Here is a 20,170-nt window from a genome sequence, read left to right on the forward strand (position 1 = left end):
ACCTCGTAGGTCACCTTCTGGTCCTCGGACAGCTCGCGGAAGCCCGACGAGTCGATGGCCGAGTAGTGCACGAACACGTCCGGGCCGCCGTCGTCAGGAGCGATGAAGCCGAAGCCCTTTTCCGAGTTGAACCACTTCACGGTTCCCTGTGCCATGACGATCTCCTTGGGAGCTAGAGGTGAACCGGCGACATCTCGCATGCCTGCCGGGGCCGGAGGGATCTCAGACGGCTGCTAACTCCAGCTTGACCAAAGAAAGCGGCTCACCCGCATCGATATCCTGCGAGCCTGCGCAAAACACGAAACAGAACTTACTGCGACCGGTGTTGAACTTACACGACTGCGGGCCGCGTTGCCCAGCGGACCGCCCGGATGCGACCGAATCGCGTCAGCCGCACCCGGGTGAGGACCGACTACTGCTGCCGCTGCGAGAGGCCCTTCATGCACCACTCGCCATCGGTCACGCCGAGGACGACGTCGACCGGGAGGGTCTGGGTCTGGCCCTGCGCGGTGAGCGTGAGCTCCACAGGGGTCACGGCCTCGCTGTCCAGCGACTGGACCGGCGGGCCCGACTGCTTGGCGGACTGGATGAGCTGCAACGCCTCCGGCGGGAGCTGCGGGGCCAGCGTGCCGTCCGGGCCTCGGCAGGAACTGGCCGCCAGACCGCTGGCGTCCTTGCCTGCCAGGGCCGCGGTGACCGCGGACGCCTTGTCATCCGGTTTGCCCGGACCGACGAGGAAGTTCGGCTTGACCAGGCCGGCGAACGCCAGCCCGGCGACGGCGCCCACGACCAGTCCGGTGCCGAGCCCGACGAGCAACCCCTTCTTGCCCCCGCGCTTCGGGGGCGCCGAGGCCTCCTCCGCGTCCGCAGACTCAGCCTCCCCGGACTCCGCGTCCGCAGGCTCGGTGTCCGCAGGCCCAGCCTCCACGGCCTTGGTTTCCGCGGACTCGGCCTGCACGGACGACTCGTCAGCGGATGATTCGTGCTGCGTGGCCTCGACCTGGCTTTCGGCCTGCTCAGCGCCCTTCTGCTCGGGGTTCTCCCCGACCACCGGCTCGCCGCTCGCCGACTCGTCAGCCCGGCTCGGTTCGGCCATGGTGCATACCTCCCACGACGCCCTGCGAGCGCCTACGCCTCGAACGTGACGCCCCTTCCAAGGCGCCCATGCTGTCAGCCAGCCTGCCCGGGCTCCCAGCGCACGTCCAAGAACACGCCGCGGAGAGTGTCATTCCTCATACGCCCTCCGCCGATCGACCCGGACGTCGATGCGGGACCCGTCGGCCCCACCGTACATCTCGCCCGCACCGGATAAGCATTGCCCAGCAACGAGAAGAGCGAACGGGTGGTTCGTTCCCGATGTCCTCTGTTCGTTCCGCGTAAGGCGATTCCAGCTCGGCCGAACCGCTGCACCATTCCTCACCCGGAGCACACGGCTCAGAATGTCCACTTCGGACAATCCTTGCCCCGGACCGGCATCGGAGACTGCGACACGGCACAGTCGACGCCGCGATCGCGGGTGCGTTCTCCGTGATTAATTCCCCGCCGAGCGGAATTCGCCGTGGTTCTCCCCTGATTCGCCACGCCCCCGGTCCTCGTCGTGCGCCGCCTCCGCATCGCGGAGCACACTGTCGATGGGCGTCCACGCTCCTCGAACGGAAGCACCCAGGAGGCCGCAGATGACCAGCGAACAGATTCGCGATCCAGAGACCGATGCGCTGTTGACTCCGAAGAACTCAGCAGTCGTCATCATCGATTACCAACCAGTTCAGGTGAACTCGATCGACTCGATGGACCGGCAGCTGCTCGTCAACAACATCGTCGGGCTGGCCAGGATCGCCCGCACCTACCAGCTGCCGATCGTCCACTCGACGGTCAACGTCAAGACCGGGCTCAACAAACCACCGATCCCCCAGCTCCGGAAGGTCCTCGACGACCTCCCCACCTACGACCGCACCTCGATCAACGCTTGGGAGGACACCGAGTTCGTCGACGCGGTCAAATCCACCGGCAGGAAGAAGCTGGTGATGGCGGCGCTGTGGACGGAAGCCTGCTTGACCTTTCCCACGCTCGACGCGCTGCGCGAGGGCTACGAGGTCTACCCGGTCGTCGACGCTGTTGGCGGCACATCGGTGGCCGCCCACGAAACCGCGCTGAGGCGGGTTGAACAGGCCGGAGCACGCCTCATCACCTGGGTGCAACTGCTGTGCGAGCTGCAACGCGACTGGGCCCGGAAGGAAACCGCCGAAGAGTTCATGAGCCTGTTCATCGACACCGGTGGCACCGCCGGCCTGCAGTTCGCCTACGACCGCGACTGACGTGCGCCGCGCCATGGGATTTTCATGACGTCCTGCCGGTCGGATGCGCGGCGAACAGGTGCTCGACCGTCGGGCGGGCCTCGGTGAACGATTCGGCGTGCTGTTCAATTTCGCGATCCGTGCCGGTGAGCCGGCCCTGGTGCTGGCGCAGGTGTTCGTCCCAGGAGCGCACCAGGAAGGTTTCGACGAAGCGGTGCGCGTCGGCGCCGTCCTGGTACAGCGACCAGTTCACGGCTCCGGTGCGTTGTCGCGACTTGCCCACGTCCGACATCGCAGCCCGGAAGGCTTCGCGTTGGGCCTCCGCAACGCGGTAAGTCTTCAGCACGAGCACCGGGCCGTCCTCGGGCATCGGTTCGAACACCAATACCGGTTCCGGCCAGTGCGCGCTGACGGCCCGATCCATCCGGGCCGTCTCCGGTCGCAACGGCCAAAGGCCCACCGTCACGGCGCTGACGAGCAGAAGTGCGGCGGCGAGCGCGAGCGCTGCGGCGAGGCCGGTGACGGCGGCCAGCGCGCCCCACAGGATCGAGCCCAGCGCCTGGCCGCCCATGAAGACCAGCAGGTAGGTGGCAAGGCCGCGGGCACGGACCCAAGCGGGCAAGGAAAGCTGCATCGCCGAGTTCAACGTCGACAGCACCACGAGCCAGGCGTAACCAGTGAAGAACAACACCAGCGCGGCCACACCCGCACTGGACACGACTGCGGGCAGGACGGTTCCGACGGCGAACAACACCGCGGCCAGAGCTAGCAGCTGGTTCGTCGTGAGGACGGACCGCACGCGCGACAACGTCGATGCGCCGGCAACTGCTCCGAGCCCGAGGGCTCCCAGCAAGACCCCGTAGCCAGCCGCGTCGAGGTGCAGAGCTCGGTTGCTCACGATCGGCAGCAAGGCCCAGATGGCACTGCCCGGGAGGATGAACAAGGTGGCCCGGAGCAGGATTCGTCGCACCACCGGGGCGTGACGCACGTAGCGAGCACCGGCGTGCAGTGCGGGCAGAAGCCGTTCAGGCGGTTGCGGCAGGTCAGCAGCAGGCCGTTTCCAGAACCAGAGCACCGCCACGATTCCCAGGAACGAAACCGAGTTCACCGCGAAGACGAAGCTGGGACCGAAGAGCGCGACGATCACCCCGGCGAGGGCCGGGCCGATCGCCCGCGCGACGTTGACGTTCATCGCGCCCAGAGCCGCAGCCGCAGCGATCTGCTCGCGGACGACGAGTTCCGGCTGCACGGCCTGCCACGCAGGACCGGTCAGCGCCTGCCCGCACCCCAGGAGGAACAACAGCAACAGCAGGACCGCGGGTGTGATGAGCCCCATAGCCGTCACCACGGTCAGCGCAGTCGCGAGAACCGCCATGGCCACCTGCACGCTGATCAGCAGGCGCCGGCGGTCGAGCAGATCGGCCAGCACCCCGGACGGGATCGCCAGCAGCATCACCGGGAGCGTCGCCGCGGTTTGGACCAAGGAGACCAGCAGCGCCGCGTCCGGTTCGCCCACGAGCAGCCACTGAGCGCCGACCGTCTGCATCCACGTCCCGACGTTGGATCCGAGCTGGGCGAACCACAGCGCGCGGAACACCCCCGAGGCCATGGGAGCCCACGACGACTGCTGGGCCGAAGATGCCCAGTGACGCTTCCCCGGCGCTGCCATCACAACCCGCCTCCCCGGGCACCGGTGCCACGCGGCCAATGCGGTCGCCTCGCTCGCTCCCACAAGCTAGGCGATGAACCGCCGATGAGCGCAGCGGAGCTCGTCCCGCTCACCGCGGGCAATCAGCGGTCGGAGTTCCAGAGGAGTTGCACCGGGCGCGATCCGTTCCGACGATTCTTATCTCGCCAGACAACCTCTTGCGAGCGACCTGCGGTCCGTTCGTCATGAACACCAAGGCCTAGGTCCTGCATGCCTCCGAGAACTGCCAAGCCAGACGCCTCGGCACCGTCCCCGCCGACGACCACCCGGGCCACGACGTCCTGTGACCACCTACCGCTGACCAGCAGGAACATCCAAACCGCCGCGCGCTCGGACCGCAGCGGCCCGCGCGCATGCCGAGCCGCGCTCTTCCCGGGCCCGACTCCGGCTGATCGATGCGCGCGCATGTTGTTCCCGGACCCGGGAGTCCAGCCGCGGACTTCCTCGGTCAGACCTCGACCGGCCCGCCGAGCAACCGGGCGAACACCGCGTACAGGTATTCCAGCTCCTCGCCGGAAAGCCGGTCGGCGAACGCTCGCTCGACCGCTGCCGCGTTCGTGCGCGCGGCGCTGCGCGCGAGCTTCTTCCCCTCCTCGGTGAGCTCGATCTCCACTACGCGCGAGTCGTCCTCCGCACCACCCCGCGCGACGAGCCCCCTGGCTTCGAGCCGGTCCACGAGTCGGCTGAGCGCGCTCTGGCTCAGGATGACCCGGTCGGTGAGCTCGCGGAAGCGGACCCCGGCAGCGGGAATGTTGATCAGCGCGTCGAACTCGTTCAGCGAGAGACCGTGCTTGTGCGCCAGATCCGCTTCGATCTCCCGCAGCACGGCGGCGTGGACCTCCATCATCGATCGCCACACGGCGACCTTGTACCGCCTCGACACCTTCGCAGCAGCTGAACGTCCCACGACCGACGACCTTACCTCGATCAGCGACCGCCCACGGATCCACCGACTTCCGCTATCGGCCGGACACCTGCGGTGACACTCCGATCACACCGGTACCGCTCCATCCCCCGCAACTCGACCCGCACCACCCATATCTATGCGTATGCATGGTGATGAGCTCATTTCTGTTGCTGCACAAGAATATTTCTCTTCTTCTACTGATGGGACTACCGGTGGAACGGCTTCCGCCGGGCCCAGCACCACGAGCAACCGGCAAGCGGAATCCGCTTGCCGGTTTGCTCGACGCATCTTCCTCGCTGCTGGTGTCAGCTCCTGCTCGGGTAGTCGGTGTAGCCAGTGGCGTCCCCGCCGTAGAACGTGCTCTGGTCAGGGGTGTTGAACGGTCCGCCGTCAGCCAGCCTGGCGGGCAGGTCCGGGTTGGCGATGAACAGGACTCCGTAGCTGAGCAGGTCCGCGGTGCCGTCCTCGAGGAGTTCGAGCTCCTCGACGCCGGTGGGGCGCCCCGGGGTGTTCGGATTGAGCACGAACGTCCCGTCGAAAGCACGGCGCAGGCCGTTGGTCAGCGACCGGTCCGCGGATTCGGCGATGTGCAAGTAGGCGAGGCCCAGGGGGTTGATCGCCTCGACCAGTGCGGTGTAGGTGGGTTCGAGGTCTTGTTCGCTGATGTCGTTGAACGGGTTTCCCGGCGAGATCCGCAGTGCGGTGCGCTGACCGCCGACAGCGTCGGCGACGGCTCGCGTGGTCTCGACCATCAACCGGAGCCGGCCTTCCAGCGAGCCGCCCCAGGCGCCAGTGCGCTGGTTGCTGTTGGATGCGAGGAACTGGTGCAGCAGGTATCCGTTCGCACCGTGCAGCTCCACCCCGTCGAATCCGGCCTCGATCGCGTTTCGGGCCGCGTTGGCGAAGTCGCTGATCGTGTCGAGGATCTCGGTTTCCGAAAGCTCCTTGGGCGTGACGCAGTCCTGCAGGCCGTCCGGGGTGAACACCTGGTGCTTCGCCGCGATCGCGGACGCACCGACCGGGATCAGGCCGTCCGGAAGGAGGCTCGGGTGCCCGATGCGCCCTGTGTGCAGCAGCTGGGCGAAGATCCGGCCGTCTTCGGCGTGCACCCGGTCGGTCACCTTGCGCCAAGCGGCCACCTACTCAGCGGTGTGCAGCCCGGGGGTGAACGGGTAGCCCTGACCGACGACCGACGGCTGAACGCCCTCGGTGATGATCAGACCGGCGGATGCGCGCTGGGTGTAGTACTCGGCCATGAGCTCGGTTGGCGTGCCATCGGTCGCGTTGGCGCGCGAGCGGGTCATCGGCGCCATGACGATCCGGTTTCGGAGCGTCGTGCCTCCGAGCTGGAACGGGTTGAACGCAGTTGTCATCTAGTTCTCTCCACCTGTGAAAAAGGGGACGGTCGAGCCGCCGGACTCGGCCCACCGCGCACAGGTCACGCGCGAGCTCTTCCTTCCCCGAACCGAACTTTCCCATCCCTTGCGACCCGAGGACTGGAGACTGTGGACGGTCGCGGGGCGGCGTTGCCCACGTCCCAGCGGGCAGACCTGGATCGCAATGGTCTTCAACCTGCAGAGCGTCGCCGCACCGTCACAGTCCTGCCCTGGTGTCGGGCTGGTGCCCTTCGCCAGCACGGCGGGCCATCCCGGGCTGTTCCGGTCCGCCGACTTCTGCCGTCTCAGCAACCGGGTTCGTCGATCGCATCGACGCAGCCGCATCCGAGTCGCGAACGCGCAGCGCGACCAGCAGGCCCAGCACGGCGAGCACGAGGGCGGCGACGAACGTGTCGCGGAAGGCGCTGAGCATCGCGTCCTGCCGGACGGCGTCGGTCACCACCGGTGCCAGCCCGTCGAGCCGCTGCTCGGTGCGGAGGGTCAGGATGGTGGCGACCAACGCCACCCCCGCGGCCGCGGCCACTTGACGCGTGGTCGCGAACACCGACGATGCCCGGGTCATCGCTTCGGGAGCCACCTGCGCGAAGGTCGCGGCCTGCAACGCGATCACCGTCAGCGCCATGCCGATGCCCATGGTGAGCATCGGAATCCGCACGGCCCACAGGCTGCTGCTCACGTCGACGGCGAGCAGGGCCGCGATGGACGCGGCGACGGCCCCGAAACCGGAGATCAACATCCACCGCGGGCCGACTCGCTGGTACAGCCGTCCGGCGAACGGCATCGTCGCGGTCATCCCCAGCGCCTGGAACATGGTGACCAGCCCCGACCCGGTGGCATCCGCACCCATCAGCGACTGCAGCAGCAACGGGGTCAGGAAGAGCGTGCCCATCAGGGCGCCCGACGACGGGAGCATCAGCAGGTTGCCGGCCCGGAACAGCCGGATGCGGAGCAGCCGGAGATCGATCATCGGCTCGGCGATGCGCAGTTCGGCGATCACGAACACGAGCGCGAGCAGCACACCTCCGAGGAGCGGCCCGAACGCGGTCGCACTCCCCCACCCGCTGGCCGAGCCCTGGTCGAGACCCACCAGCAGCAGCGCGAGCGCGCCACCGCCCGCCACGAAACCGATGACGTCGAAGCGCCCGGGGTGGTCGGTTCGCTCCTCGCGGATCATCGCCGCCGTGAAGGCGATCCCGGCCACACCGATCGGCACCTTCATCAGGAAGATCCAGCGCCAGTCGACGTTGTCGACCAACCATCCGCCCAGCACCGGTCCGAGAGCCGGCGCGAGACCGGTCGGGATCGACAGGACCGCGGAGGCCTGCGCGCGCTCGTCCGGCGGGAACGCCCGGAACAGCATCGCGGTCCCGACCGGCGTGAGCAGACCGCCGCCCACCCCCTGCACGATCCTGGCCGCCACCAACTCGGTCAGCGAACCAGCGAATCCGGCCCACAGCGACGCTGCGGTGAACACCGCCAGGGCGAACAAGAACGTTCGCTTGGACCCGAAGCGGTCAGCCACCCACCCCGATGCCGGGATGAACACGGCCATGCTCACGAGATAGCCGGTGACCAGCCATTGGAGGCTTTCCGTACCGACACCGAACTGCCGCCCCAAGGCCGGTAGCGCCGTGTTCAGCACGGTCATGTCCAAGATCTCCATGAACGCTCGCCGACGGCACCTCGCCCAGCAGAGGCGAGCGGCAGGCAGCGCACCCCATCCTCGGGCACTTACTTCAGAAATTGAAACATTCTGTGAGTGAAGTTATGTCCCCGGGTGCCGCACGTGGAGCGATGGAAAGCCCTCAGCCGGCCAGGGCAGGCCGAAACGCCCTGCCCGGCAGGAGCCGGCAGGGTCGGTGGTGGACGACGTCAGTCGCCGGAGGGATCCTGCGCCGCGCGCAGCAGCTGGACCAGGGCGTCTCGCTGCCCTGCATCGAGTTCGGAGGCGATGGGAAAACCGACTCCCAACCGCTTCAGCAGGCGCTCCCGCAGCTTCTCGCCCTTCGCCGTGAGCACGAGCAGCTTGGCGCGGCGGTCAGCCGGATCGGGCTGCCGCTCGAGCAGGCCCTCCGCCTGGAGCAGATCTGCGATGGCAGTCACGTGCGAGGGCTCGCAATGCAGAGTGGCCGCGAGTTCGCCCATCCGCTCCGGCTGCTCCAGCCGCAGCAGCGTGTGCGCGTGGGGAAGGCTCAGGCCGACATCAGCGGCCGCCGAATCGAGGTGTTCGCGCAACCTGGCCATCACTCCGAACAGGAGCGTCATCAGCTCCCGCTCTTCTCCGCCCGACCGCGTGCCCCGCCCCATCGACGCCCCTCCCGACCCTGCTTCACCAGCAATTTACCTCGGCGCTCGCACGTGCCGCAGACGGGCATGCGAGCACCAGCCGGCGCCTGCGCGAATGGCTTCCGAACCCAATCGCGAGCGTCGAATCGCAACCGGTCGACAACAGTGCGCGACCGACCCGGCGTTGGATCTCGCCCGAACCGCGAATTGGAGAGCTCCGATTTCCACTACCTCCCGAACATCTGCCGCGACCACGAACAGCACTCCAGCCACACGGGCCTCAACGCACCCGTGGCGACTCAATGCGCATGCATATAACTTCTATGTGGGCGCATGATTTTGATCGAATTCACCCTATTGCGCAAGGAAAATTTCCATCTCGTACAACACAGATCATCGGGGATTACCCGTTGGATCTCGGCGGTTGAGCCGACTGCGAGATCAGCATGCGGGTCTCGCACCCACCCGGGCGGACGACGTGGATCAGCTACCCAGGCCGAAAGCCCAACAGCAAGATCTCAATGATCGAACACAACGAGGTGCATTACTGATGCGCAAGATCAATCGCGTGCTGGCCGCTGGGGCGTTGACGCTCCCCCTCGCGCTCGGCATCGCCGGGGTGGCCTCCGCCGAGGGCCAGGACACCAACATCCGCGTCGAGAGCCAGGCGTCGGCCCAGGTCCACGGCCGCGGCTCGGTCAACGCCAGCAGCCAGGCGTCGGCCCAGGTCCACGGCCGCGGCACGGCCGAGGCCAACAGCCACGCGTCGGTGCTGGTGGCGGGCCGCGAGAGCCACTGGAACCACCGCGACGGACTCCGGGGCCACAAGTGGAACGACATCCGCTGGAGCTTCCACCAGGTCCGGGGTCACCACCACGAGGACCAGGACGAGCTGTGCTTCCTGGACCACGGCCTGATCGGCCACAACCCGCACACCGTTCGGTGAGCGCGGTTCGTTGACCGTCGGGGGATAGCGCGTGGTGGGGTCTCGCCGGGAACCGAGAACCCACCACGCCCCTTCACTCCTGTTCCGGCCACGGCCGGGCCAGGTACGAGGTCGCCACGCGGCTTCTCCTCCAGCGAACCATCGAGGCGCATCCGAACGCTTGGCGATCAACACGAACATCGAGCAGCACGAGGTGTCCTCCCATGTTCAAGATCAACCGAATTCTCGCGACGGGATTCCTGTCGTTGCGGTTCGCACTCGGCATCGCAGGGCCGACGTCCAACCGGTTGCAGCTGCGGAAGCCGACGTCGAAAGCCCGGCACCGGCGCGACCGCACAGCCACGCCCCGGCGAACCGAGAGCGTCGGGAAGCCGCACATCTTCATGATCAAGTCGACCGGCGGGATCACCCGCGCCGACACCACGAGCGCCGACCGGTTCAAGGCCATGTGATCCGCCGAGGTGGTGCCGGGCTGCTCAGAACCAGCCCGGCACAACGGAAAACCGCCGCAAAGGAAGCGACCTCGATCTCGACGTTCACCTGCGTCGATCAGGAATGAAACCCAGGTCGTCCTTCAACGAGCCTTACCTGCCGTGCGTTCGGGCGCCTTCCGGAATTCCCAGGGCGCTCCGCCCGGCAGCAGCGAATGCAGAGGAGTTTCAGGTGTCCTTGTTCGAACCCGTCCGCGTTGGTCGGTTGGACCTGCCCAATCGCATGGCGATGGCAGCGATGACCCGCAGCCGTGCCGATCAGGAGGGCGTCCCCTCCCCCAGCACGGCCACCTACTACGCCCAGCGCGCATCGGCGGGCTTGATCATCACCGAGGGCACGCAGCCCTCGCTGCAAGGGCAGGGGTACCCGTGGACCCCGGGCATCTACACCGATGCCCAGGTGGCGGGGTGGCGCGTGGTCACCGACGCCGTGCACGCGGCAGGTGGACGCATCTTCAACCAGATCCAGCACTCCGGGCGGGTGGGACACCCCAGCGTGCACGGCCTGCCCCCGGTCGCCCCCTCCGCCGTCCGCGCGAACGGGCAGATCTTCACGCCGACGGGGCCGCAGGACCTCGTCGAACCGCGGGAGCTGACCGTTTCCGAGATCCACGGCATCGTGGCGGAGTTCGCCGATGCCGCACGCCGTGCGATCGAGGCCGGGTTCGACGGCGTGGAGCTGCACAGCGCGATGGGCTACCTGCTGCACCAGTTCCTCGCCCCCAACAGCAACCAGCGCTCGGACGCCTACGGCGGCTCCATCCAGGGCCGGATCCGCTTCGTCGTCGAAGTCGCGGAAGCCGTGGCCGACGCGATCGGCTCCGACCGGGTGGGGTTGCGCATCTCCCCCGCCAAGCCGATCAACGACATCGCCGACACCGACGCGACGGAGCTCTACCCGGCGCTGCTGGGCGCCTTGGCGCCGCTGGACCTCGCGCACCTGCACCTGGTGGCCGCCGAGGACGAGGACGTGAACGACAAGATCCGCGCCGCCTGGCCGGGCATCCTCGTGGTGAACCCCCTCAACTCCTTCCCCGAGCCACCTGCCGACGCCGGCCGGGCGAACGCCGAGCAGTGGCTGCGGCGGGGGGCCGACCTGATCTCCTTCGGCCGCGGTTTCCTCGCCAACCCGGACCTGGTCGAGCGCTTCCGCATCAACGCCCCGCTCAACCCGGTCAACCCCGAAGGCCTCTTCGGCGGCGGTGACACGGGCTACACCGACTACCCCGCCCTCGGCTGAGACCGGCGTGGTGGATCGCGGTCGATGCCCGCGACCGCGGCGGTGAACTCGGCGAGCTGCCCAACTGCGCAGCTCGCCGAGTTCCGAGGAGTTGGCCGTCGCGTGCGGCACCGGTGGAGTCCGGTGCTGCCGCCGGTGATGCAGCCGGGCATCGGCCCGAGGAGCCGACGAGCGGATTCCGGATGCCCGGTGTCAGGCCCGGACCACCGGTGTGTCCACCAGGTGCTCGGCGAGGAACCACACCTGCATCTCCCCGGTGCGGATGATGTCGGAGACCAGGAGGTCGTTGGTTCCGTCGTCACCGCTGCTGGCCGCCCGCGCAGCAGCGTCGTGGGCATCGCCGAGGATCACCTCGTGCGCCGCCAGCAACCGCGACAGCATGGCGGGAACCTCCTCGACCCCGTTCGGCGGGCGCTGGATCCGGGTGATCTCCGCGACGTGGCGGGGGTCGCCGACCGCCACCCCGCCGAGCGTTTGCACCCGCTCGGCCAGCGAGTCCACCAGCGCCAGCTGCTCCCCCGCGTGCTTGTCCAACAGCAGGTGCAGCTGGTAGAAGGTGTGCCCGCGCATCAGCCAGTGGTGCTTCTTGTAGTGGGCGTACAGGATTTGGGTATCGGCCAGGATCTGGTTGAGCCGCTGGCAGGAATACATCCGCACGTCCCGTGACAACGCGACCGGGAGCTTCCGCACGGTGCCGAATTCCTGGATCTCCTGTCCTCGCTGGTGCAGCAAGGGCTCGCTGCCACCCGAACGATCAACTGCGGTGCTCATGGCGCTCCCCCTCGGCAGGCCGGTCCTGCTTGCAGCCCCATGATGCGGTGGGCACTTCACCTCCGAAACACGATCACGCTCTGGACCGCCTCCCGTGCGCAGCAACTGGTCGAGCCGTGTGGCGATGCTTGCACCACAGTGGCCAGCGATGGCAGATGTGGCTGGTGAGAACGGTGAGCCGTCGCCCCAGCGGACCAGCGGGGCTGTCCGGCCCGGCCGAGGATCGAAGCTGGGAAGCACTGGTCCAGAACACTTCGCGCACCGTGGCGGGAACGACGGTGGGGCAGGCGAGCAGGGCCGGTCGGGACCGGACTCCAAAGGATCACGCGCCATCGTCGGCGCGACAGAAATCCACTATGGACCTGTCGGCGCCAGCGATGAGGCGAACCCAGCTGTGCACCGCCCGAGTGGCTGGGCGTTCCGGCCCGTAGGAAAGTCGGCGTATGAACCGTACGCCCGGAGAGCTCTGGAGCTCCACATGAAGACGGTTGCCATCATCGGCTTCGGCGACATGGGTGAGCAGATGGTGCCCCACCTGCTGTCCCGCGGACATGCGGTGCGCGTCCACGACATCGATCCAGCCAAGCGCCAACGCGCCTCCGCCGCCGGGGCCGAGGTCCTGCCCACTGCGGCCGATGCGGCCCGCGGAGCCGACGTCGTGGTCGGTCTCGTGATGTCGGACGACATCCCGGCCGCCTACCTGGGCGAGGACGGCATCCTCGCGGGCACCGCTCCCGGGGCCGCCGTCCTCGTCTGCTCGACCACGACTCCGGCGCTGCTCGACTCCGTGGTCGCTGCCGCTCCGGACGGGGTGACCGTCCTGGACGCTCCGATCGTCGGCGGGGTGAAGTACGCGCGCGAGCGCCGCATCACCTTCCTCGTCGGCGCACCCGACGACGCCTTCGAACGAGTCCGCCCGGTGCTCGACGCCCTCGGCACATCGCGCCAGGTCGGCGGCGTCGGCTCCGGCGTGGCGTACAAGCTCATCACCAACGTCGCCATCATGGCCGCCGAAGCGGGCATCCGCGAAGCCCTCGACATGGCCGACTACCTCGGCCAGGACTACGCCACCGCGCTCGACCTCATGTCGGTCGGCCCCATGTCCGCCGTCGTCACCCGAGCCCTCGACACCACCAACCCGCGCCCGCTGCGCCGGTCCGCGGAGGACGACGACACCTTGCTGTCCGCGGTCGACGACCCGGCACGGCAACTGCCGATCTCCCACGCAGGTGCTACGCGTTTGTGGGAGGCCGTCAACGCGACCGAGGACTTCGAACCGGACTTCGTCGACCTGACCCGCCGCACGACAGCGCGACCGGAGTACCGGCGCGCGTGAATCACGCCCGCACCCCGTCGCTGAGTGTTGCTACGAAAATCCCGAGATCATCCACTGTGACACCGTGTCACGGGATGAGGACGAGCCGACCGCGCAAGCCACCTTCGGCCAGTCGCGCGTCGGCTGCCGCAGCATCTTCGAAGTGAATCGGGCCCGGCACCGCGGCGTCGAGCATGCCGTCCCAGCCAGCAGGTGCGAGCGACGCACCGCGGGACAGGACGTGGTCAGCGCCCCTGGTGACGAGGATCTCCCCGTCCCCAGCGGAGGCCAGCGCGGTCACCTTCAGCCCCTGCCGGTGCACGAGCTCCACCGCGTGCGCGCTGATCGACTGGGCAGGCACCCACCACGACGAGCTCTGCGAGAACCGAGCCAACTTCGACAACCACCAGGCTTGACGGAACATCGCGCACCAGCGCAATCCCGACCCGGCTGTCCCAGTCTGCCGTGAATCCCCGTGTGCCGGTTGCTGGGGGCGTCGCCGAGCTGGTGTCCTGGGCGGGCCGTCGCTGCCGGGAGCCGGAGGCTGATCATGGTGTTGCGTGCGCGGCTCGCGCTTTGCGCCGCCGCAGTGCTGGTGCTGGCCGGGTGCACCACTTCGGACTCGCCGGGGAGCTCGGCCCCGGACGGGCGCGCGAACATCGTGTTCGTGCTGGTCGACGACATGGACTCGGGCCTCGTCCAGTACATGCCGCACCTGCAGCAGATGCAGCGGGACGGCGTGACCTTCTCCGACTTTACGGTGACCGACTCGCTGTGCTGCCCGTCGCGGTCGTCGATCCTGACCGGGAAGTTCCCGCACAACACCGGTGTGTTCACCAACGAGCCGCCGGACGGCGGGTTCGGGGTGTTCCACGAGCGGGACGAACGGGACACGATCGGCACCGAGCTCCAGCAGGCGGGCTACCGGACGGGTTTCCTCGGCAAGTACCTCAACGGCTACCAGCCGCGCGCACCGCTCGGTGGCGATCGGCCTTTCGTGCCGCCAGGTTGGAACGAGTGGGCAGTGGCCGGCAACGGCTACGCCAACTACGACTACAACCTCAACGTCAACGGGCGGGTGGAACACCACGGTCGGCGTCCTGAGGACTACCTGACCGACGTCATCGCCAAGCGCGGCAACGCCTTCATCCGCGCCAACGCCGCCGAAGGAACCCCGTTCTTCCTGGAAGTGGCGCCGTTCGTGCCGCACAGCCCCTCGACTCCGGCACCGCGGCACAAGAACGCCTTCCCCGACCTGACCGCGCCGCGCGGCCCGGCCTTCAACGAAGCCGACCGGTCCGACAAGCCCGCGTGGCTGCGCGACCTGCCGCCGCTGTCCCCGGAGCAGATCGAGTCCGCGGACCAGAAGTACCGGAAGCGCGCCCGGTCCCTGCTCGCTGTGGACGACATGCTCGCGGGGTTCCAGCGCACGCTCGCCGAGACCGGCCAGGCGCAGCGCACGCATCTCGTCTTCGCCTCCGACAACGGCTTCCACCTGGGCGAACACGCGTTGGAGGCGGGCAAGCAGACCGCGTTCGACACCGACGTCCGCGTGCCGCTCATCGCCACCGGCCCGGGCGTGCCGAGCGGCGTGGTGGTCGACCGGTCGGTGCAGAACATCGACCTGCGCCCGACCTTCGCCGAACTAGCCGGTCTCCCGCCGCGACCCGACCTCGACGGCATGAGCTTCGCCGGTCTCCTCCGGGGCGGGCCACCCGCCGCGGACCGCGACGTCGCGCTGGTGGAGCACCACGCGCCCCGCAACGGGCCGGGCGACCCCGACCAGCAGAAGAACCAGGAGGGGATCCCGCCCACCTACACCTCGATCCGCACGCCGGAGGGCACCTACGTCGAGTACGCGACCGGCGAGCGCGAGTACTACGACAACCGGACGGACCCGGACCAGCTCGACAACACCTACGCGCAACTGCCGCCCGACCAGCGCGATCGGCTGCACCGGACGCTGACCGAACTCGCCGCGTGCCGCGGCAACGCCGAATGCACTGCCGCGGCCAAAGCCCGTTGAGATCAATCCTTTGTGGACACGTAGGGGCTCGACCTGCCAGCGCGGACAGGTCGAGCCCGATCCGGCTGGTTCAGCGGTCCGACTCCGTCCCGAACAGCCGCGCCACACCGACGACCCGCTCGATGATGACGACCGCCACCGCCGCGAACAGCACCATCAGCGTGCCGACCGCGGTGACCGTCGGGTCGTAGTTGTACTGCAGGTAGTTGAAGATGCGCACCGGCAGCGTCTGCATGTCGGTGGTGACCACGAACAACGCGACCGTGAGGTCGTCGAAGGACGTGATCAGCGCGAAGAACGCACCGGCGATCAGCGACCCGCGCAGGGCGGGCAGCGTGACGTGCCAGAACACCTTCGGCGGCGACGCGCCGAGACCGGCCGCGGCGCGTTCCGCGGAGCGGTCCAGGCCCGCGAGCCCGGCGAGCACCAACCGCACCGTGTAGGGCACGGTCAGCATCAGGTGCGCCAGCAGCAGCGTGACCGGGCTGGCCGCCAGGCCGAGTTGCGCGAACCACTGCAGCAGACCGATGCCGAGCACGATCGTCGGTACCGCGAACGCGCTGGAGAACAAGTTGTCCAGCACCGACCGGCCCGGGAACGGGTAGCGGTGGATCGCCAACCCCGCACCCAGTCCGAGCAGCGCGGACACCACCGCGGCGGCGGCCGCGACGCCGAGGCTGAGCGCGAACGAGCTCAGGAACTCCGGCCGGTGCAGCAGTTCGACGTACCAGCGCAGCGTGAGGCCCTGCGGTGGGAAGGACACGTAACTCGTCGTGGTCAGCGACGATGCGACCGTCACCAGGACCGGGGCGAGCAGGAAGAGGGCGACCAGGGTGGCGAAGCCGGCGCCCAGCGCGCGTGCCGTCCGGTTCATGCGAACGTTCCCCTCTCCCCGCGCCCCTGCAACAGCCGGGAGTAGACCGCGACCAGCAGCGTGGTCACCACGATCAGGATGAAGCCGATGGCCGCCGCGTACGGCCAGTCCAAGGTGTTCGTCGCCTCGGTGTAGACGAAGTAGGGCATCAGCTTGACCGTCGGGCCGCCCAGGATGGCCGGGGTGACGAAGCTGGACACCGTCAAGCTGAACACGATCAACGACCCGGCCAGCATGCCGGGCGCCGACAGCGGCAGGGTGATCCGCCAGAAGCAGCTCCACGCGTTCGCACCCAGCCCCTTGGCGGCCGGCACCAGCGTGGGGTCGATCCGGTCCAGGCTCCCGATCAGCGGCAGGACCATGTACGCGAACATCACGTGCACCATGCCGATCACCACGGCGGTGTCGGTGTAGAGCAGCGCGGGCGGATCGATGCCGAACAAGCCCAGCGCACCGGCGATCGGCCCGTTCGGGCCGAGCACCACCAGCCAGCCGTAGGCCCGGATCACCATGCTGATCAGCAGCGGGGAGAGCAGGATCAGCGAGAGGTAGTTGCGCATCCGCGGCGACCGGCCGCGCAGGTACATCGCGAACGGGTAGCCCAGCACCAGGCAGCCCGCGGTGGTCAGGGCGCCGATCCAGAGGGTGTGCCACAGGATGTCGCGGTAGAACGGGTCACCGAGGAACCGGACGTAGTTGGCCAGCGTCAGATCGCCCTGCTGCGTCCGGAAGCTGTTGAGCACCAACGTGAACAGCGGTGCGATGAACAGCAGGGCGCACGCCGCGATGGCCGGTGCCGCCAGCAGCAGTCCGGTGCGCCAGCGCCGTCCGCGGCGGGGCGTCAGGACCCCCGGACCGCCAGCGACGCGTGTTGCGGTTGCCACCTGCACTTCACCTCCTGCCCCACCTCCGGCACGGATTCGCCGAACGGCAGCGAAACTTCGACCGCACCGGCCACTGTGGACACCGTGCACCGCGCTTTGGCGCCCAGGAACCGGGTGTCCCGGACCGTGCCGGACAGCCCTTCTCCCGAGGACGCGAGCCGGATCGCCTCCGGCCGCACGTAGATCCGCACGTCGTCGCCCGGCCGCGGCTGCTCGCCGACCGGGTCCGCCGAGACGACGACACCGTCGGCGATCCGGCACGCCGCACCGCCCTCGGCGGTGCCGTCCAGCACGTTGACCTCGCCGATGAACTGGGCGACGAAGTCGGTGGCCGGTCGCAGGTACACCTCCTGCGGGGTCGCCAGCTGGTGGATCACGCCCTGGTCCATGACCGCGATCCGGTCGGAGACCGCCAACGCCTCCTCCTGGTCGTGCGTGACGAGGATCGTGGTGGTGCCGATGCGGCGTTGCAGCGCCACGACCTCCTCCCGCAGCCGGACCCGCAGCTGGGCGTCCAGGTTCGAGAACGGCTCGTCGAGCAGCAGCAGGTCCGGCTCGACCACCAGCGCCCGGGCCAACGCGGCCCGCTGCTGCTGCCCGCCGGAGAGCTGCCGGGGATACCGCTGCGCCATGCCGTCGAGCCCGACCATCTCGAGCGCGTCGGCGACCTTCGAGGCCCGCTCGGCGCGGCCGCTCCGGCGCATCCGCAGCCCGAAACCGACGTTGTCGGCGACCGTCATGTGCGGGAACAGCGCGTAGGACTGGAAGACCATGCCCATGGTGCGGCGATGCGCCGGCGTGGCGGTCAGGTCCCGGCCGTCGACCTCGACGGTGCCGGAATCCGGCAGCAGGTGCCCGGCGATGATGTTCAGCGTCGTCGTCTTGCCGCAGCCGGACGGGCCGAGCAGGGTGAGGAACTCGCCGGGCTCGGTGCTCAGCTCGATGCCGCGCACGATCTCCTTGCCGCCCAAGCTCTTCCGCAGTTCCGACAACCGCAGCCGACCGCGGGTGGCGGTTTCCGCAAGAGTCGTCACCGGTTCTCCACCTGCTTGTTCCACTGGTCGGTCCAGGCCGACCGCTGCTGGTTGATGACCTTCCAGTCGAGCTTGCGCAGCTTGCCGATCGAGTCGGGGCCGACGAGCTTCTCGGCCAGCGCGGGATCGATGGTCACACCCTTGACGGTCGGGCCGTCGTACGTGCTGCCGGCGACTGCGGTCTGCACCTTCTCGTCCAGCAGGTGGGCGACGAACTTCTGCGCCAGCTCGTTGTGCGGCGCCTTGTTGACGACGTTCGCGGTGGCCACCAGGGCGAGCGCGCCCTCCTCCGGGTAGACGAAGCGCACCGGGAAGTTCTTCTCCGCGAGCGTGGACACCCGGGACACGCCCCACACCGACGCCGCGGCCTGCCCCTGCAGGAAGTAGTTGGACACATCGGCCGTGGTGTCGAACGTGACCGCGTTGCCCGCGATCTTGCCGACCGCGTCGAACCCGGGCTGGATCGCCTGCTCGGAACCGCCGTTGGCCACGGCCGATCCGACCAGCAGCCCGACGCCGTAGGTGTTGGTGATCGAGGGCAGCACGAGCGCGCCCTTGAGCCGCGGATCGGCGAGGTCCATCCACTTGGACGGCGCCGGAACCCCGTGCTGCGCGAACCAGTCCGGGTTGTAGGCGATGCCGGTCGCGGTCATGCCGAATCCGACGCCGACGTCCCCGGGCAGCCGCGCCACGTCCACCACCTGGTCGACGGGGACGACCTTCGTGTCCAGCGGCGCGAGGAGCCCGGCCTCGACGGCTTGCGCCTGCGGCCCGTCGTCGAGCAGCGCGACGTCGATCTGCGGGCTCGCCTGCTGCGCCTTGAGCTTGGCGATGCTGTCGGTGGACGAACCGGGGATGTAGGTGATCTTGCAGGAACAGGTCTTCTCGAACTCGGGGATGACCGTCTCGCGCAAGGAAGTTTCGAACGAACCGCCGTAGCCGGCGATCACCAGGGTCCCGGCCTGGGCGGACGGGTTCGGCGGGGCGCACCCGGTGAGGCCGAGCGCGGCAGCGCCTGCGACGGCGACGATGGTGGTGAGCAGGGAACGGCGTGAACGCATGATCGTCTCCCGAACTGGCTCAGGGCGAGGGGTGCGGAGGGGCTCAGAACGGCGGGCCGTTGAGCGTGCTTTCGACGTAGAACCGGGAAGTTTCGGCGGGCAGGATGGCGCGGAGGTGCTCGACGACGTCGCCGTCGGCGCTCCAGGTGATCCGCAGCCAGCGGAAGACCGGGGTGCCGACGGGCAGCCCGAACAGCTCGGCGTGCTCGTCGTCCAGCGCGTGCGGCTCCACGTAGAGCCGGCTCCGCCCCAACTTGACCCCGCGGTTGCGGAGGTAGACGTGCGTGGTCGTGGTGACCAGCGGTTGGTCCAGCAGGTCGGGCGCGAAGCGGAACGGCAGCACGGCCAGTTCCGCGATCGCCACCCTCCCGCCGTCCGCGCTCAGCTTGTGGCGTTCGACCTGGACGACGGCTTCGTCACCGGCCAGGTCCGGCAACACCAGGGCGGCCTGCTCGGCGAGCAGCACCTGAGCGCTGATCACCCGGTGGTCACCGTGCATCTCAGCACCGCTGACCAGCAGTCCGGTCGCCCGGAGCAGGTTGTGCTCCCCGGCGGTCTGCGCGACGAACGTGCCGTGCCGCCGGTACCGCACGACCATGCCGGTATCGGCCAGGTCCCGGAGCGCGCGTTGCACCGTGATCCGGGAGACGCCGTACTGCTCGCCGAGCTCGGACTCGGTGGGAATCCGGGTCCCGGGCGCCCACCGACCTTCCTGGATGTGCGCCTCCAGCTCCCTGCGTATCCGCGCGTGCAGCGGGAGGTCACGTCCGCTCATGAACAGCAGATAGTGGGCACGCGCACATGATATGTCAATAGTGCGAAAAGATATGACTTCTGCGGCGGGCGCAGACCGCACCGCAGCAGCACTCCCCCTGCACCAGGGCGGCTTTCGCTCAGGCCGAGGATCCGTTGCTACCGCCAGCGCGACTCCCGGGT

Annotated in this window: 19 protein-coding genes and 1 pseudogene; 6 read left to right on the top strand and 14 right to left on the bottom strand. The window is 68.6% G+C overall.

The genetic code is table 11. The annotated features are described in order from the left end of the window. Together OU415_RS27065 and OU415_RS27070 are read right to left on the bottom strand one after the other, a co-directional pair. On the bottom strand, positions 1 to 155 hold a 155-nt coding region (locus OU415_RS27065; protein ID WP_270952127.1), incomplete at its 3' end, for a cold-shock protein. Positions 156 to 412: 257 nt separating this feature from the next. Then, positions 413 to 1,096 carry a hypothetical protein gene (locus OU415_RS27070; protein WP_270952095.1) on the bottom strand — a complete coding sequence of 228 codons (684 nt, stop codon included), beginning with the start codon at positions 1,094 to 1,096 and terminating at the stop codon, positions 413 to 415. A gap of 580 nt (positions 1,097 to 1,676) precedes the next feature. Here OU415_RS27070 and OU415_RS27075 point away from each other — a divergent pair. Continuing rightward, positions 1,677 to 2,315, top strand: a complete 639-nt coding sequence (locus OU415_RS27075) for a hydrolase (RefSeq protein ID WP_270952096.1) — start codon at positions 1,677 to 1,679, stop codon at positions 2,313 to 2,315. Between the two features lie 22 nt (positions 2,316 to 2,337). Here the strand turns inward: OU415_RS27075 and OU415_RS27080 are convergent, their stop codons facing one another. From OU415_RS27080 to OU415_RS27100, 5 genes and pseudogenes are all read right to left on the bottom strand, one after another. Then, positions 2,338 to 3,963, bottom strand: a complete 1,626-nt coding sequence (locus OU415_RS27080) for an MFS transporter (protein WP_270952097.1) — start codon at positions 3,961 to 3,963, stop codon at positions 2,338 to 2,340. A gap of 487 nt (positions 3,964 to 4,450) precedes the next feature. Further along, positions 4,451 to 4,909, bottom strand: coding sequence for a MarR family winged helix-turn-helix transcriptional regulator (locus OU415_RS27085; RefSeq protein WP_270952098.1), 459 nt, complete (start codon positions 4,907 to 4,909; stop codon positions 4,451 to 4,453). 305 nt (positions 4,910 to 5,214) lie between these two features. Further along, positions 5,215 to 6,282, bottom strand: a pseudogene (locus OU415_RS27090) (alkene reductase). 220 nt (positions 6,283 to 6,502) lie between these two features. Then, positions 6,503 to 7,969 (bottom strand): MDR family MFS transporter, encoded by a 1,467-nt coding sequence (locus tag OU415_RS27095; protein WP_270952099.1) that lies wholly within the window; start codon positions 7,967 to 7,969, stop codon positions 6,503 to 6,505. Between the two features lie 209 nt (positions 7,970 to 8,178). After that, complete coding sequence (locus OU415_RS27100) at positions 8,179 to 8,550, bottom strand: MarR family winged helix-turn-helix transcriptional regulator (protein ID WP_270952100.1); 372 nt, start codon at positions 8,548 to 8,550, stop codon at positions 8,179 to 8,181. A gap of 592 nt (positions 8,551 to 9,142) precedes the next feature. Between OU415_RS27100 and OU415_RS27105 the strand changes: the two genes are divergently transcribed. From OU415_RS27105 to OU415_RS27115, 3 genes are all read left to right on the top strand, one after another. After that, complete coding sequence (locus tag OU415_RS27105; protein ID WP_270952101.1) at positions 9,143 to 9,538, top strand: hypothetical protein; 396 nt, start codon at positions 9,143 to 9,145, stop codon at positions 9,536 to 9,538. Between the two features lie 203 nt (positions 9,539 to 9,741). Next, positions 9,742 to 9,990: a hypothetical protein gene (locus OU415_RS27110; RefSeq protein ID WP_270952102.1), complete on the top strand. Its 249-nt coding sequence runs from the start codon at positions 9,742 to 9,744 to the stop codon at positions 9,988 to 9,990. 211 nt (positions 9,991 to 10,201) lie between these two features. Beyond that, positions 10,202 to 11,269, top strand: a complete 1,068-nt coding sequence (locus OU415_RS27115; protein ID WP_270952103.1) for an alkene reductase — start codon at positions 10,202 to 10,204, stop codon at positions 11,267 to 11,269. A 192-nt stretch (positions 11,270 to 11,461) separates the two neighbouring features. On the opposite strand, the gene OU415_RS27120 is transcribed toward OU415_RS27115, so the two are convergent. Then, positions 11,462 to 12,040 carry a Dps family protein gene (locus OU415_RS27120; RefSeq protein WP_270952104.1) on the bottom strand — a complete coding sequence of 193 codons (579 nt, stop codon included), beginning with the start codon at positions 12,038 to 12,040 and terminating at the stop codon, positions 11,462 to 11,464. Between the two features lie 478 nt (positions 12,041 to 12,518). Here OU415_RS27120 and OU415_RS27125 point away from each other — a divergent pair, with 478 nt between their 5' ends. After that, a complete protein-coding gene (locus tag OU415_RS27125) occupies positions 12,519 to 13,376 on the top strand; it encodes an NAD(P)-dependent oxidoreductase (RefSeq protein ID WP_270952105.1) in 858 nt (285 codons plus the stop codon). 67 nt (positions 13,377 to 13,443) lie between these two features. Here OU415_RS27125 and OU415_RS27130 read toward each other — a convergent pair whose 3' ends face one another. Then, positions 13,444 to 13,758, bottom strand: a complete 315-nt coding sequence (locus OU415_RS27130) for a hypothetical protein (RefSeq protein WP_270952106.1) — start codon at positions 13,756 to 13,758, stop codon at positions 13,444 to 13,446. A gap of 147 nt (positions 13,759 to 13,905) precedes the next feature. Between OU415_RS27130 and OU415_RS27135 the strand changes: the two genes are divergently transcribed. Beyond that, positions 13,906 to 15,381, top strand: a complete 1,476-nt coding sequence (locus OU415_RS27135) for a sulfatase family protein (protein WP_270952107.1) — start codon at positions 13,906 to 13,908, stop codon at positions 15,379 to 15,381. A gap of 70 nt (positions 15,382 to 15,451) precedes the next feature. Here the strand turns inward: OU415_RS27135 and OU415_RS27140 are convergent, their stop codons facing one another. The 5 genes from OU415_RS27140 to OU415_RS27160 are packed head-to-tail and all read right to left on the bottom strand — an operon-like array spanning position 15,452 to position 20,009. Then, the gene (locus OU415_RS27140; protein WP_270952108.1) at positions 15,452 to 16,255 is read right to left on the bottom strand and encodes an ABC transporter permease; all 804 of its coding nucleotides are present in this window, start codon (positions 16,253 to 16,255) and stop codon (positions 15,452 to 15,454) included. Then, on the bottom strand, positions 16,252 to 17,139 hold the full coding sequence (locus OU415_RS27145) for an ABC transporter permease (RefSeq protein ID WP_270952109.1): 888 nt from the start codon (positions 17,137 to 17,139) through the stop codon (positions 16,252 to 16,254). The genes OU415_RS27140 and OU415_RS27145 overlap by 4 nt, the downstream gene beginning before the upstream one ends. Beyond that, a complete protein-coding gene (locus OU415_RS27150; RefSeq protein ID WP_270952111.1) occupies positions 17,097 to 18,173 on the bottom strand; it encodes an ABC transporter ATP-binding protein in 1,077 nt (358 codons plus the stop codon). Before OU415_RS27150 ends, OU415_RS27145 begins: the two co-directional genes overlap by 43 nt. After that, positions 18,170 to 19,234 (bottom strand): ABC transporter substrate-binding protein, encoded by a 1,065-nt coding sequence (locus OU415_RS27155; RefSeq protein WP_270952112.1) that lies wholly within the window; start codon positions 19,232 to 19,234, stop codon positions 18,170 to 18,172. The genes OU415_RS27150 and OU415_RS27155 overlap by 4 nt, the downstream gene beginning before the upstream one ends. A 43-nt stretch (positions 19,235 to 19,277) precedes the next feature. Next, positions 19,278 to 20,009, bottom strand: coding sequence for a GntR family transcriptional regulator (locus OU415_RS27160; protein ID WP_270952113.1), 732 nt, complete (start codon positions 20,007 to 20,009; stop codon positions 19,278 to 19,280). Positions 20,010 to 20,170: the final 161 nt, after the last annotated feature.

Source organism: Saccharopolyspora oryzae (assembly GCF_027853915.1).
Taxonomy (GTDB): domain Bacteria; phylum Actinomycetota; class Actinomycetes; order Mycobacteriales; family Pseudonocardiaceae; genus Saccharopolyspora; species Saccharopolyspora oryzae.

Excerpts from the sequence above, each read along its gene's own strand:
- OU415_RS27120 (WP_270952104.1), bottom strand. The coding sequence starts at position 12,040 with ATGAGCACCGCAGTTGATCGTTCGGGTGGCAGCGAGCCCTTGCTGCAC.
- OU415_RS27155 (WP_270952112.1), bottom strand. The coding sequence starts at position 19,234 with ATGCGTTCACGCCGTTCCCTGCTCACCACCATCGTCGCCGTCGCAGGC.
- OU415_RS27070 (WP_270952095.1), bottom strand. The coding sequence starts at position 1,096 with ATGGCCGAACCGAGCCGGGCTGACGAGTCGGCGAGCGGCGAGCCGGTG.
- OU415_RS27140 (WP_270952108.1), bottom strand. The coding sequence starts at position 16,255 with ATGAACCGGACGGCACGCGCGCTGGGCGCCGGCTTCGCCACCCTGGTC.
- OU415_RS27160 (WP_270952113.1), bottom strand. The coding sequence starts at position 20,009 with ATGAGCGGACGTGACCTCCCGCTGCACGCGCGGATACGCAGGGAGCTG.
- OU415_RS27075 (WP_270952096.1), top strand. The coding sequence starts at position 1,677 with ATGACCAGCGAACAGATTCGCGATCCAGAGACCGATGCGCTGTTGACT.
- OU415_RS27080 (WP_270952097.1), bottom strand. The coding sequence starts at position 3,963 with ATGGCAGCGCCGGGGAAGCGTCACTGGGCATCTTCGGCCCAGCAGTCG.
- OU415_RS27135 (WP_270952107.1), top strand. The coding sequence starts at position 13,906 with ATGGTGTTGCGTGCGCGGCTCGCGCTTTGCGCCGCCGCAGTGCTGGTG.
- OU415_RS27105 (WP_270952101.1), top strand. The coding sequence starts at position 9,143 with ATGCGCAAGATCAATCGCGTGCTGGCCGCTGGGGCGTTGACGCTCCCC.
- OU415_RS27125 (WP_270952105.1), top strand. The coding sequence starts at position 12,519 with ATGAAGACGGTTGCCATCATCGGCTTCGGCGACATGGGTGAGCAGATG.
- OU415_RS27095 (WP_270952099.1), bottom strand. The coding sequence starts at position 7,969 with ATGGAGATCTTGGACATGACCGTGCTGAACACGGCGCTACCGGCCTTG.
- OU415_RS27100 (WP_270952100.1), bottom strand. The coding sequence starts at position 8,550 with ATGGCCAGGTTGCGCGAACACCTCGATTCGGCGGCCGCTGATGTCGGC.
- OU415_RS27110 (WP_270952102.1), top strand. The coding sequence starts at position 9,742 with ATGTTCAAGATCAACCGAATTCTCGCGACGGGATTCCTGTCGTTGCGG.